A 14,453-nucleotide genomic window follows, 5' to 3' on the forward strand; every position below is an offset into this window, starting at 1 on the left:
AGTCGGTAGTTTAGCGAGTAGTCAGTGACGGTTAGGGAGGGGTGAGTAATTAGTATAAATTCTTTCCTGCCCCCTACCCGAAACCTACCTATTCGCTACTTGCCTGTATACAATTTTACGGTTAAGATCTGCTGCTATCTCTAGACAAATTTACAAAATTTTGATAATTTCCTGTTTTAGGAGTGTAAGTTAACACCTGAACAAATATAAGCTAGTAAGTACAAAACCCAATTTTACTTCCACGGTGGAAAACTAGAAAAAGTCAACTATCAACAACTACAACCAGATATTTTTTACTTTAGCTGAAATTTATAGATGAAAACCGTTTTAGTTGTTGAAGACAGCCCGACCGATCGACGGTTGATAGTGGCTTTATTGCAACAAGTTGGCTTAAATGTGGTTTGTGTTGACTCGGCAGAATCTGCTTTGCACTGGTTGTCAGCCAACCACCGACCAGATCTGATCGTATTAGATATTGTTATGCCTGGGATCAGCGGACTCGATTTATGTCGCCAACTGCGTGCTAGTCCGACATTTGAAGATATATCAATTATTTTTTGTTCCTCGAAAGATCAGGAATTCGATCGGTTTTGGGCTTTACGTCAAGGAGGAGATGCTTATATTGCTAAACCTTTTGCACCACTCGATCTAGTCCAGACAGTTTGTAGTCATCTCAGTTAGTCACCGCATTCCACTGCCTAGTTGGCTCTAATGCTCACCGAATACTTTCACATTCAGCTATCGCCGGGAATCGAACTGTTATTACCGTTGGAACAGACGGTAGGTGTAGTAACCTTAACGCTAGAGCAAATTTGCCCCATCCCTGGCGTAGCATCAACATTGTTAGGGGTAGCAAACCAGCGCGGTAAGTTGTTGTGGATACTAGATTTAAGCGGGTTGTTGGGGCTAGTTAGTTCGGTCAGAAATGCTCATGCCAAGACCAACTTAACTCTTGTCGTGCTGAACGGGAGCGCTCATGTGTCAAGAGAGCAAGATTCGCGGCAAGTCGGCTGCGTGGTGTCGCTGCTCAAGGGAATTGTCTCGCTCGATCCGCAGCAGTTTCAACCCGTACCGGCAGAATTTCCGCCAGCTTTAAAGCTCTATGGCATTGGTGTTGCCCAGATCGAACGCCCCGTAACTGCCCTGAATGTGAATGCTATTTTTACGGCTCTATCCACCTGCGATCGCACCTCAGTACATCCATGACAGCATCTAGCAAAAGTTATCCAAATCTGCCCACGCCACAGCACATTGCGGCGCTAGCAGCAGAAGTCGAACGCGAACCAAAAGATTTGGTGAATAAAATTACGCTCGCGAATGCCTTAGAGCAGACGGGAGATGTTATCAAAGCTGCCGCATTTTACCGAGAAGCGATCGCGCAAGATCCCGATGGGATTTACGGCTCTGTGGCGCGAAAGGCGCTGGAAACTCTAGAAAGATCTGATGGGTGGCGAGAGGCGAATAGCTCGGAAACGGGCAAACCACTGTCAGAATCCAAATTAAGTTTGGGAGAGGGGCTGGAAAGCACTGTTAGCCCACAGCCACTCATGCTGAGAATGAGAGTAGCTGGCAGTAGAGTTACCAACGCCTGGCAACACTTCAACTTCCGCACCAAACTCGCCATTGTTTTAATAATTAGCACTGCTCTCCCAATTGTCGTCATCACCCAAGGAATTGTCACAGTCACCCGAGACACCTTACTGCAAAAAGCCAAGCAGTCATTACAAAGGGACGGGTCGTACTTCACTGAAGACTACGTGATGTGGAGTGTGGACGAGGCACAGACAGAGGCAGATACGATCGCTCGGCTCGTCGAAACTTTGAAGATCGATTTGAACAGTCAAAGCCAAGTCAGTGCGTATCGACAGCAATTGCAAACCTACATGGAGAGTTTGAAAGTTTCTGATGAAAGCGACTCGGTAGAAAAAAACTTGAGAATTGTCACCGATGCTCGGGGTAGAACGGTAGCCCAATACATTCAAACCTTATCCCCAGTATCGTTCAACCCCTCCGCCGAACAACTTCAACTCTCACCACAATATCAGCCCGTGTCCTTGCCCTTGGGGATAAATGTGGCAGATATTCCCATCGTTCAAAATGCCTTGCGCACGGGCAAAACGCTGCAAGGCATGGAGTTATGGAAGGGAGATTTTCTCAAACGTTTGGGGCAAGACAAACAAGCAAATATCAGGTTACAGTCGCCAGCTCAAGCAGCACAGCCTTCAACTGCGAGTCAATCCAGCATTGATGGTGGGAAAGCTGCTTTAGTGGGTGTCGTCGTCCACCCGATCGAAATCGACAATCGAGTCGTGGGTACTGTCATTGTCGCCTCAGTGGAAAACCGGAACTTTTTAAATAACGATAGTCTAAAACAACGGGTGGGCATTCCCATCTCAGCAGTCTATGCTCAAGACTGGCGAATTTCCTCTAACATTCCGGCTAGCGACGGCAAAACCCGAGATATCGGCACGCGATCTCCTCAAGCTATAGCCGCCACCGTTCTCGGTAAAGGACAAGAAGTTATTGCTAAAACAACAATTGCTGGTGCAGAATATCTGGGCATATACCTACCATTGTACGACCACCAGCAAGAACTCAATCCGACCAAAGCCAAGCCTGTAGGCATGACCTTTGTAGCTCGCCCAATGTCAGAATTAGACGAGCTGCTTGCCCAACAGCAAAAAACAGCTTATGGAATTGGAGCGGGAATGCTATTAATAGCAGCATTGATGGCAATTCCAATTGCTAGTACCTTTGCCCGCCCGCTCAGACGACTAGCAGAATTCGCTCAGGCAGTAGGTGAGGGCAAGCAGGGAGAGAGATTAGAAAATTCTCAGCGCGGCGACGAAATAGGCATTCTAGCGCGGCAATTAAATGCGATGACGGCAAACATTGAAGCGAACCTAGAGGCAATGCGCACCTCAGAAACCCGCCAGCGTCAGGAAAAAGAAAGGTTACAGCGGGGCATGATAAACTTGCTGTTAGAGACGGAAACAGTCAAACACGGCGACTTAACTGTCAGAGCTAAAGTCTCGCAGGGGGAAACAGGCGCAATTTCTGATGCATTTAATACAGTTATTGCCAGCTTGCGCGAGATAGTCTTGCAAGTTAAATCAGCCGCCGAACAGGTGCAAATTTCAGCCGTAGACAGCGAAGCTTCTGTAGAAAAACTTGCCTGTGAAGCCAACACCCAAGCCGAAACAGTGGCAGAAGCATTGACTTCGGTAGAAGAAATGGAACAGTCGATTCAAGCGATCGCCAGTTCCGCCCAAACCGCCGCCACCATCGCTCGTCAGGCACTAGATGCAGCCCAAGATAGCGATCGAACGATGGACGAGACTGTCAATAGCATGGAAACACTCCGCGCCAATGTTTGGGAGACAACTGTAAAAGCCAAACGGCTAGCGGAATCTTCTCAAGAAATTTCTAAAATCGTCAGCATTATCTCGACAATCTCTGAAAAAACCAACGTCCTCGCCTTCAACGCCGCAATCGAAGCAACGAGAGCTGGAGAAAATGGTAAAGGGTTTCGCCTCGTGGCTAATGAAGTCAGACGCTTAGCAGAAAGAGTCACAGACGCAACTAAAGAAATTGACCGATTGGTGCGAACTATCCAGCAAGGAACCAGCGATGTGTTAAAAACGATGGAAGTTAGCAACGCCTCTGTAGCAATAGGAACCCAACTGGTGACAAGAACGAAAACCAACTTGCAGGATATGGCACAGATCGGTCAAGAAATCGACCAATTGCTGCAATCAATTTCCGTGCGGACAGTTTCTCAAGCAGATAACTCCTGTATGGTCAATCAAACCATGCAAACAGTAGCAGCGATCGCCCAAACAACTTCGACCGAATCTGCTGCCGTGCTATCTACGCTACAGGAACTCCTTGAGGTCGCCCGCGAACTCCAACTTTCCGTGTCCCGATTTCGAGTAGAAGATTAACTATGGTGCTGGATGCTGCAAGCTTAGAGGCAATTACTCAAGAAATACGCACTTGTTTCCTGTACGAAGATGCCCCAGACCAATTGTCAGTCTTGGAACAGGGAATTCGCCAGTTGCAAGCAACAGATCCCGAGGTGAATTTGAGCGGGTTATACTCTACCATGCTGCGGGCAGCTCATTCCCTTAAAGGTGGAGCGGGAATCGCTCAATTTACCACCCTGAGCCGCCTATCCCATCACCTAGAAGACCTATTACAAGCCTTACAGCACGAACGGGTAGAGCAGCAGGAGTTAGCCTATGAGTTGATCTCCCTGAGCATCGAACAGATCGGTAGCTTGATTGTCACGGCGATCGGCAATCCCGAAGGAGTCGATCGCTTAGAAGCAACGACCTTACTACCTACAACAACAGCAATTGAAAATTTTTTGCAATCGCTGCCACCGAGTCCTAGAGCTGAGGCAACTGGAGACGAATTTTTGCTGCTCAACTCCCAAACCTTCAATCCGAGCGCACCGCATCCTCCTACTGATTCCCAACTCCTGAACGATTCCCTGGCGATCGCCTCCGGCATCCGCAGTTTAAATTTAAAAATACCCGTATCGCGACTAGAGCGGATCGATAACACCATCGGCGAGTTGTTTATCAGTTACGAACGGTTGTCTTTGTACCAAGAACAGCTGCATCAGGTCGATCTAACTTTAAAACAGCGGGCTGCCCAGCTCAACCCTCTTAGCGAAGACATGCAAGCTTTGTACAACCAACTTGCTGTACTTGGCAGGAAAAGCAGGGGAAAGAGAGCTGAGGGAGCCCAGGGAGCTGAGGGAGCAATTCAAAATTCAAAATTCAAAATTCAAAATTCAAAATTAATTCCAAATTCCGACTTTCGAGTTCCGAATTCTGCCCACGCACCACTCAATTACCAACTACTGACGACCGACTACCAAATACCCACATCTAATTCTTTACAAGAATTGCAAGAGCTGATCGTCCAGGTGCAAGAAGCTAGGGCGGATGTGGAATTTATTTCTCTAGAAATGCGGGAAGCTTTGGTAGAGTTACGCCAGCAACTCGACGACTTACGCGGAGATTTAACCGAGTCGCGCCTAGTCAAGTTTGGCAGCTTAGCAAACCAGTTTGCCGCTGCCCAACAATCATTTAGCCAACGCTACGGCAAATCCGTTCAGTTAGCGATCGAAGGACGGGAAACCACGATCGATCGGGCGATCCTCGAACAGTTGAAAATTCCCCTGTTGCATCTATTTCGCAATGCTTTCGACCACGGGATCGAATCTGCTTCAGAGCGGCAGGCAAGTGGTAAATCTCCCATAGCGCGGATGAGTCTGATTGCTGTAACTGAAGGTAATCAACTGATTATTACTCTTGCTGATGACGGGCGCGGGATTGACTTGACCGCAGTGCGACAACGAGCTGAAGCACTCGGACTGTGCGACTCAACTGCTGTACTCTCTTCAGAGCAAATTTTGGAATTTTTGTTTCGTTCTGGTTTTTCCACCTCCACCACAGTTACGACTTTATCAGGGCGCGGTTTAGGACTAGATATCGTTCGCCTGCAAGTCGAGCGCTTGCGTGGGACGATTGGCGTGGAAACTACAGCAGGGCAAGGAACTAAGTTTACCATTAGCATTCCCATGTCCTTAAATATTTTGCCGCTGCTATTGTGTAAATGCCAGCAGCAAACCTTGGCGTTTCCCGCTTCTCAGGTTAAAGAGGTTGTCGTCTTGTCGGAATACGGGACGGGATTGCAGCACGGCAGCACGATCGCTTGGCGCAATCTCCCAGCTCGACTGTACTATCTGCCACAGTTTTTACCTTACCAATGGCGGCGCGGGGCGATAACTTCGTTAAGCTTCGCTAACGCTACCGAACTAGACCAACGTTTGGGACTCGTGTTGGAGATTGAGGCAGAGACAGTCGTGCTGGCTGTAGATCAGATGTTGGGAGAGCGAGAATTAGTTCTCAAGCCTTTTGACGCTACAGTGAAAGTTCCGAATTACCTGCTCGGTTGTACGGTGCTGGGTACGGGGGAAATCGTTCCCGTTCTCTCACCCGATCGGTTTCAAGAACTGCTATCTCAGTTTTCGGTCGCACCAGCAACAATTCGTCAAGAAAGCAGCCGACAGGAGACATTTTCAGCTACAACTGAAGAGATTCCCAAAATTTTGATCGTAGATGACGCGATCGCATTTCGGCGAATTTTAGAGCGGATTCTCACGGCAGCAGGGTATAAAGTAGTACAGTGCCGTGATGGGCAAGAGGCTCTAGAAAAGCTCTCTTCCTCAGAGGAACGCTTCGACCTAGCCATTTCCGATCTGGAGATGCCCCGCGTAGATGGGTTATCCTTACTACGGGAAATCCGTGCTTCCTCCCAATGGCAAAAACTCCCAGTCATCGTATTGACCTCGCGGGAAAATCAGTGGCATCGGCAAACAGCGTTCGGTCTGGGTGCGACGGAGTATTTTACCAAGCCCTTTTGCACGGACGACTTACTGCAAGCGATCGCCAACCTCTTGCCAGTCACCACCCTTTAACTTGTCAATGTTTGCTGCATGATTCGGATTTTGCTGGTAGACGATCAAAAACTGATTCGCCAAGGGCTGAAAGCATTGCTAGAACTCGATCCTGAGATGGATATTATCGGCAGTGCTAGCGACGGTCAAGCGGCGATCGAACAAGTAGACATGCTCAACCCCGATATCGCGCTGATCGATATTCGGATGCCAGGAATGGACGGAGTGACAGCAACGCGCATCATTTCCGAACGCTTTCCAGCTACAAAAACGATCGTTCTTAGCGGCTACGACGACGAGGAATACTTAGCTGAAGCGTTGCGTTCTGGAGCCAAGGGTTATCTGTTGAAAGACACTCCTGCCGAAGAACTGGTCAACGTGATTCGTGCCGTACACAAAGGATACACTCAAATTGGTCCTGGGTTACTGGAGAAAATTAGCGGCAAAATTACAGGACGGAATATCGAGCGCATCCAAGCGATGCCAATTGCCAAAACGACTGTAGCTGCGGAGACTAAGGTGCTGTCGCTATGGCAGCGTCAGGTAGAACAACAATTAGATCGTTTCGATCCTGAGTCTTTATCAGAAACGATTCACCTTGCCATCAGTCAAAATTGGGTAGAAGAATTGCTAGCTTACGTTAAGCAACAGCTGTGGGAAAAACCACTCAATTTATCTGCCCTTTACCTAGCTGGCGTTTTATCGTCTCAGAGCCACTCACCAGACCGCAATGCAGCCCTAAGACATCTCGGTGTCGGCTTTCAAGCAGGAATTGACCAGAAATTGTCGTCTGATGATTTACTATTATTTTACCAAGCAGGCGTAGATGTCGATCCAGCTACTGCCTTTAACTGGTTGACCCATATCAATGCTCCTTGGAACCAGAACCAAGATTTATCTTTTTTACTTACAGAAGCTTTGCGCTTATTTGGCAATAGCTCCCAACCTTATCGCACTTTATTAGTCCTAAAACAAATCAGGGATCTTCGTGCCGTCAGTGAAAACTGCAATGCTTTGAACGAGAAAATCATTGCTCTTCGTCAAAGTTTGGCGCAACTGAAGAATTTTGGATAATTTATTTAAAGTCCAAATTAAAGCCTGAGTCAAAAAAATCTTATGAAAAATAATCTGACCGAACTATTGTCTGTGGAACAAGAACTAACAGAGCTGCGCGATCGCCTCAAACAATCATTTGCTGTCTTAGATTCACTCACACAAATTCCAGCTCAATTTGCCGCTCTAGGGCAATCATACCAACAATTACAAGCAAATCTAGAACAGGTCAAAGCAAATAAAGCAGACCTCATCAACTTAGAAACAGATGTTAACTTACGTCTAGCGGCGATCGAAACTGCAATTGATGTCCGTTGGCGAGAATTTAAAGGAGAATTAACACATTTACAAGACGAACTCGGTAGCGCGGATATTCATTTAAGTAACTATAATGCCGAACTCGCCAAGCAAGTCAGCGAATTACGGGAAGAGGTATCGAAGCGACTGAAGCATTTTTGGCAAGAATGGACGGCTGACGAGGCAACGCACGCGGCGATTAGCGAAATTGTCGATACTAAATTAAATGCAGAATTAGAAGATTTTATTCAAAAATTAGAGCAAGCTGGCTTTAGTCCCCAATATTTTGAAAAACAACAAAACCTTGAAACAGAATTGCGTCTGACGCAATCCTCTTTGCGCGACACCGAACGCCAGTTACAAATGATCCGCAACTTTACCACGATCACTGGCTTGACAGTAGCGATCGCCCTTGGCTTAACAATCGTACAATTACTGTCGCGCTGAATAGGGAGTAGGGAGTAGGGAGTAGGGAGCAGGGAAAGATAAGGGGGACAAGGGGGACAAGGGGGAACTCGGGGACCCCACGACCGAAGGGAGTGGGGATTAGGGGGCGAAGGGGGACAAGGGAGAATAACTATACATGACCAATGACCAGTGACCAGTTATCAGTGACCAGTGACCAGTGACCAGTGACCATAACCAATGACAAATAACAAATTGCAGCGGCGGGAGTTGCTGCTTGGTGCAGCGGCTTTGGCGGCTGGAACGATCGCGAGTCAGTGGCAGACAAAAACGGCGATCGCGAAACCGAAATTCTCCCAGTATCCGTTTAAGTTGGGCGTAGCTTCCGGCGATCCACTGCCAGAGAGTGTCGTCATTTGGACGCGCCTCGCACCCGATCCGCTTGAAGGTGGCGGGATGCCTGCCGAATCGGTTGTCGTCCAGTGGCAAGTGGCAACTGATGAAAATATGCGGCAAATCCTCCAGCAGGGAGAAGCGATCGCCACTCCAGAATTCGCCCATGCCGTCCACATTGAGGTAGAAGGGTTGCAACCCGGACGTTGGTATTGGTATCGATTTCAAGCAGGGGATGCCGAAAGTCCAATTGGACGCACGCGCACCACTGCCGCGCTGAATGAGGCACTCGGACAACTAACTTTTGCTTTTGCTTCCTGTCAAGATTGGCAGAACGGTTATTATACGGCGCATCAAAACTTAGCCAAGGAAGATGTGGAGCTAGTCGTCTTTCTAGGGGACTACATTTATGATGGCGGCTCCCGCACCGATAGCGTGCGATCGCACCGTACTCCCGCCGCTGTTAGTCTTGCCGATTACCGCAACCGCTACGCTTTATATAAAACCGACCCCAACCTCCAAGCGGCTCATGCTGCCTTTCCGTGGATCGTGACTTGGGACGATCATGAGGTACAAAATAACTATGCAGGCGATCGCTCTAGCTTCGGTGACTCGCCATCTGCTTTTGGGCGACGGCGGGCGGCTGCTTACCAAGCGTATTACGAGCATATGCCCTTACGACGCGATCGCGCACCCCAAGGCTCTCGGTTGCAGCTCTATCGGCGCTTTACGTTTGGTGACTTAGCTCAATTCAATATTTTAGATACGCGCCAGTACCGGACTCAGCAGCCCTGCGGCGGCGGATTTAAATCTCGCTGTCAGGAAGCTTTCGCTGCTAATGCAACGATGATGGGACACCAGCAAGAACAATGGTTATTTCGAGGCTTAACTCGCTCCGCAGCACGGTGGAATATTCTTGCTCAACAAACCGTACTCGCTCAATTCGATGTCGATCCGCGCTCTCGTTCGGAGTTATTCAACCTCGATCAGTGGGACGGCTATGTCGAAGCGCGTCAGCGATTGCTGAAATTTCTAGCGCAACGCCAACCTGCTAACCCCATCGTGATTACAGGCGACGTGCATTCCAGTTGGGTACACGACCTCAAACTTGACTTTAAAAATCCTAATTCCCCCACCGTTGGCACTGAGTTTGTCGGCACTTCTATCTCTTCCAATTTTCCCAAGCAGTTTATTCCGACGGCGACGATCGCGATGAGCAGAAACCCCCACACCAAATTTTTTAACGGAACTTATCGGGGGTACGTTCGATGCCACTTGACACGCGATCGCCTCGTCACCAACTATCGGATCGTTTCAACCATCCGCCAACCCGAAGCCAGTGTGAGAACGCTCGCTTCATTCGTCGTGGAGAATGGGAAATTAGGGGTGAGGAGCTAGGAGTAAGTGGTACGTGAGGAGAATTCGGAATTCAGAATTCACTTTCGTTGTTTCTTTGCCTTGCTAGAACGACGAAGTTCTTTGTTTTCCCGATCGCGACGACGGCGATCGCGCCATTCTACCAGTGTCAGGTAGCCGATACCACCAGTGACCGCCAGTAAAAGACCAAACGCCGCGATCGCCAGAATGTTGAAAACTGGTATTGTATCCACGGGATTTATTACAGTCCGTTACGACCCCAAACGACCATAGCAATAGACCAAGTAAAAGTTACCAGCAATCCAACCCAACCCAGTGTCAAAATAGCGTCCATAACAATCTGTTACAACAAATTCACAAAACAACTCTAGTGTTCATCATACTAGGAATCAGTTATCAGTTATCAGTGAATAGTGGCTAGTGGCTAGTGACTAGAAAAGATTCTAGTCACTAGCCACTAGCCACTCATCAACAACCAATTCTCTTACGCTTCGATCACCACACGCAGGTTACCGCGTTTTTTGACCACGCGACAGGCAGTCGTATTGCCAGCACGCTCGAATTCTAGGTCGAGTAAGGTAGGACCGACACGTAGATTGTGTATGGATAGGCGATTGATGGAGTCTGGTAAAGCCGGATCGATGATTCGCAAGCAATTATTTGGGGCATCAGGTACGAGATTAATAATTGTTTGCAATAACTGAAAAATGGTTCCCGTTGCCCAAGCTTGGGGAGAACAAGCCACGGGATACTGGACGGGAGCCCGATCGCCATTGCGTTCGTAGCCGCAGAATAGTTCTGGTGGACGCTGGTAGGGTTGCTGAAGTGTCATGTCGAATAACCCCTGAAATACGTCCAAGGCTTGATCCACTAGCCCGAGCGATCGCAGTCCCAGTACGATTAGAGAATTATCGTGAGGCCAAACCGAACCGAGATGGTAGCCCATCGGATTATAGGCGGGGGATAAACTGCTTAAAGTGCGAATTCCCCAACCGTTAAACATATCAGGCGCTCGGAGCCGTTCGGCAACGCTGTAGGCTTTTTCAGGTGTAAAAATGCCTAGATGCAGACAATGCCCGGGATTAGAGGTAATACTATCGACTGGTTTGCCTTCCCCATCCAACGCCAATGCGCAAAAATCCTGGTCGGACAGCCAAAAATCGCGATTAAATCGAACTTTCAGCTCTCTGGCTTCATCCTGCCACTTTTCGGCAAGATCGAGCCGCTTCTTCATCCGAGCAATTTCTGCCAGTCGCACTTTTGCGGCATAGACATAAGCCTGCACTTCGCATAGAGCGATCGCCCCTGTGGCTAGTTCTCCTTGACGATTAACTATACAATCGCCAGAATCCTTCCAACCTTGATTGGCTAAACCTCCGCGTGACTTGCGGAAGTAGGATAAATATCCTGTTGGTTTGAGGCGGCGATCGATCCAATCCATTGCTGCTAAAGCATTTGACCACAAACGATCTAGGGTTTCTAAGTCGTGAGTCCAGGCAAAGTATTCCGCATAGAGCATTAACCACAAAGGAGTAGCATCGATCGTACCGTAATAAGGCGTATGGGGGATTTCCTGGCAACGTGCCATTTCTCCCATGCGGATTTCATGTAGAATTTTGCCTGGTTCCTCTTCCCGCCATTCGTCTTCAATTTTGCCTTGATAAGCTGCGAGTAAAATCAAAGTTTCGCGGGCGATCGACGGATTTAACATTAAAGTTTGAGCCGCCGCGATCAGCGAATCTCGTCCGAATAGAGTAGAAAACCAAGGTACGCCAGCAGAAACAGTTTTATACTTGCCAAAAGATTGCCGTAGCAAATACATGTCTTGCTCAGCTCGCTCGACGACATGATTGAAATCAGCTTTGTCAGAGCGAATTTGCGTGCTTTGCTGACACCAGTGCAGTTCCTCTGAGTCTTCCGCTGCTCTGGCTTGGACTAATGTATTGGGAGCGTGAACGGTAGAAGCTGAGCGATCGTTAATTGCCATTGACAATCGATAACCGAGCTTTTTGGTTTCGTGGGAAGCCAAGTCTAGCTGCCAAATTGCCGTATAGCCTTTGAATAAATCTGGCTGAGTGTGTTGAAACTGCAACCGCGATTCCATGATGGAATTATCTAAACCCTGATAAGCAAGGGTGAGCGTTTCTGGAGGTTGGTAATCGGTAATTGGTAATTGGTAATTGGTAATTGCTCCCTTATCTCCCTTGTCCTCCTTGTCTCCTTTCTCTTTCTGTCTTCCATCTACTGCGGCAAGCCGTAGCAATTTACCGCGCTTTTCTCGATTGAAGCCGCGAATTTCAAATAAATCGACAAAATCGGCATCAAAACTCAGGCTAATAGAAACGCTGACGGCACTCGTGCTGTAGTTGGAAATTTCTATTTCTTCAAATAGTGCTCCATTCAAAACCAGTTCGCGACGAATGCCAAGGGTGTCAGCTTTCAATCGATTGTCTACTGTAGGATTAGTACATAAGACAGAAAGGGAAAACCCTTTATCGGCGGTACTGCTGAGTAAAACAGGCGATCGCCCCTCAATCTGTAATTCTAAGCGACTTAGAAATCGGCTATCGCAGCAAAATAACCCCATGCTAGCTGCACTATCATCGCTATAACAGCCGCCAGCAATATTTCCTAGCGTATCTGTCACCAAAAATAGATCGTCGTCTTTAATCGTCAAAGTCGGTTGTGGTCTTTCGCTCAACACGCAGGGCCATTCTGGAATTGGCAATTGTTCTGCGGGAACGAATACTCTACCACTTATTTCTACTCTGTCTTGCGTTGCTATCGTATCCAGTGTCATACCAAAGGCTTTTTGCTGTTATAGGTGTGCGACCCAGTTTTATTATTATCAAACTTCTTAGTAGACCGTGCGATCGCAATTTTTTTATTGGCTTTACCACCTTCAGCAACAACTTTTTCTCTACGACTTTTGCGCTTAAAGTTGCAGCTTATATCTGTAATTTCTATAAGCGTCAGCAATAATTAATTACACTAATTTGAACAATGTAAATTATTGTAAGCAGATCTTAAATAGAAATACAACTCATTAAAGATGTTTGCGATAAAGTTAAAAAATCTTAGCTTTCAATCCAGGGGTCAACTCATAAAGTAACAAAGGCAAACAGTTATCAGTGACTAGTGACTAGTGGCTGGTGGCTAGAATCGTTTCTAGTCACTAGTCGCCAGCCACCAGCCACTCATCATCAACTGTCAACCGTCCATCGTCTGCTCAATTTTGACTTTTCCCCTACCCCTTCCAAGTTTGATACGCCTTTTCATATGCGCTCGTCATCGCTTGGACGCTAAAGCGATCGATCGCATAGTCGCGACATGTTTGGCAATCTATTTTCATCGCATCGGGAATCACATCCACCATTTGTTCTAGAGAATGACAAACAAAGCCTGTTTTACCATGAGCAATCACTTCTGGTACGGAACCCAAACCCATGCCAATTACAGGCGTGCCTGTTGCCATTGACTCAATCATGACTAGACCAAACGGTTCTCGCCAGGTAATCGGAAACAAAGTTACTGTAGCTCCACCCAAAAGCTGAGCCTTCTCTTCATGAGATATTTCCCCAAGGTACTGAATTTGCTCACCGTCAATTAATGGCTCAACGCGATCGCGAAAATATTCTCGATCCACCGGATCGACTTTGCCAGCCATTTTTAATGGTAAACCAGCAGCGCGGGCTATTTTCATCGCTTCAATCGGACCTTTTTCAGGAGATATGCGACCGACGAAAGCCAGATAAGCTGGTTGACTAGGTTGAGCCTGAAACGGATAGATAGAGGTATCAATACCGTTATAGATAGTTTGAATGTAATTTAACCCTAGACGAGGTTCTCGTTGCGCTTCGCTAATACTGATGTATGGTTGCCAAGCAAAACGCCGAAACATCTTTTCATTATCAGGCGTAAAAATACCGTGAGTTGTATGTACCGTAGGCGTTTTAGCAAAACCAGTGTAAGGCAAGGCAGCGCAGCCAACATGAGAATGAATAATGTCAAAATGATGGGCGTTGCTAAAAACCTCAAACAGCATCATTTGCTCGTAAAGCCCTGGTTCCTTGACACTGGGATCGAGACGTAATGCTTTATTGTGGACTGACTTGAGCTGAGCTGTAGTAATCGAGTCACCAGAGGCAAACAGCGTGACTTCATGACCGCGCCGGACTAATTCGTCAGTTAGTAAACTAACGATTAATTCAATACCACCGTAGCGAAAGGGTGGGACTCGTTCCCACAGAGGAGCAATCTGAGCGATTTTCATTATTTTCTGGTAATTGAGCAGTAACTACAAATCGATCTGAAGAATGCTGCCAATTTCCTTTGGCAGCCTTCTGACTCGCAAACGACAGAAGATTTCTCTCGTCGCTTAATAAGTTTTAATAAAAGGCACAAACTCGCCTAGATGCAACCCTCTATAGGTTTATATACTTAGAATTTTTAGTTC

11 protein-coding genes are annotated in these 14,453 nt (G+C 47.5%); 7 read left to right on the forward strand and 4 right to left on the reverse strand.

Annotated elements, in window-relative coordinates; genetic code table 11:
• Positions 1–315 precede the first annotated feature (315 nt).
• The 7 genes from DSM107010_RS16630 to DSM107010_RS16660 all read left to right on the forward strand — a co-directional run bounded on the left by DSM107010_RS16630 (position 316) and on the right by DSM107010_RS16660 (position 10,018).
• Entirely contained in the window at positions 316–681 is a 366-nt protein-coding gene (locus DSM107010_RS16630; protein WP_015156687.1) for a response regulator transcription factor, read from the forward strand.
• 30 nt (positions 682–711) lie between these two features.
• A complete protein-coding gene (locus DSM107010_RS16635) occupies positions 712–1,206 on the forward strand; it encodes a chemotaxis protein CheW (RefSeq protein ID WP_106168221.1) in 495 nt (164 codons plus the stop codon).
• A complete protein-coding gene (locus DSM107010_RS16640; RefSeq protein WP_127023400.1) occupies positions 1,203–3,944 on the forward strand; it encodes a methyl-accepting chemotaxis protein in 2,742 nt (913 codons plus the stop codon). The genes DSM107010_RS16635 and DSM107010_RS16640 overlap by 4 nt, the downstream gene beginning before the upstream one ends.
• A gap of 2 nt (positions 3,945–3,946) precedes the next feature.
• Entirely contained in the window at positions 3,947–6,493 is a 2,547-nt protein-coding gene (locus tag DSM107010_RS16645) for a hybrid sensor histidine kinase/response regulator (RefSeq protein ID WP_106168223.1), read from the forward strand.
• An 18-nt stretch (positions 6,494–6,511) separates the two neighbouring features.
• Positions 6,512–7,546, forward strand: coding sequence for a response regulator (locus DSM107010_RS16650; protein WP_106168224.1), 1,035 nt, complete (start codon positions 6,512–6,514; stop codon positions 7,544–7,546).
• A gap of 42 nt (positions 7,547–7,588) precedes the next feature.
• The gene (locus DSM107010_RS16655; protein WP_015156682.1) at positions 7,589–8,269 is read left to right on the forward strand and encodes a hypothetical protein; all 681 of its coding nucleotides are present in this window, start codon (positions 7,589–7,591) and stop codon (positions 8,267–8,269) included.
• Positions 8,270–8,467: 198 nt separating this feature from the next.
• Positions 8,468–10,018, forward strand: a complete 1,551-nt coding sequence (locus DSM107010_RS16660; protein WP_127023403.1) for an alkaline phosphatase D family protein — start codon at positions 8,468–8,470, stop codon at positions 10,016–10,018.
• A 38-nt stretch (positions 10,019–10,056) separates the two neighbouring features.
• Here DSM107010_RS16660 and DSM107010_RS38485 read toward each other — a convergent pair whose 3' ends face one another.
• From DSM107010_RS38485 to DSM107010_RS16675, 4 genes are all read right to left on the reverse strand, one after another.
• A complete protein-coding gene (locus tag DSM107010_RS38485; protein WP_158265857.1) occupies positions 10,057–10,230 on the reverse strand; it encodes a hypothetical protein in 174 nt (57 codons plus the stop codon).
• Positions 10,231–10,238: 8 nt separating this feature from the next.
• Entirely contained in the window at positions 10,239–10,331 is a 93-nt protein-coding gene (gene petN, locus DSM107010_RS16665) for a cytochrome b6-f complex subunit PetN (RefSeq protein ID WP_015156680.1), read from the reverse strand.
• A gap of 150 nt (positions 10,332–10,481) precedes the next feature.
• A complete protein-coding gene (locus DSM107010_RS16670) occupies positions 10,482–12,797 on the reverse strand; it encodes an amylo-alpha-1,6-glucosidase (RefSeq protein WP_015156679.1) in 2,316 nt (771 codons plus the stop codon).
• Between the two features lie 447 nt (positions 12,798–13,244).
• Positions 13,245–14,270, reverse strand: a complete 1,026-nt coding sequence (locus DSM107010_RS16675) for a glycosyltransferase family 4 protein (protein WP_106169756.1) — start codon at positions 14,268–14,270, stop codon at positions 13,245–13,247.
• Positions 14,271–14,453 lie beyond the last annotated feature (183 nt).

Origin of the sequence: Chroococcidiopsis cubana SAG 39.79 (assembly GCF_003991895.1) — a bacterium.
In the GTDB taxonomy this organism is placed as follows: Bacteria; Cyanobacteriota; Cyanobacteriia; order Cyanobacteriales; family Chroococcidiopsidaceae; genus Chroococcidiopsis; species Chroococcidiopsis thermalis.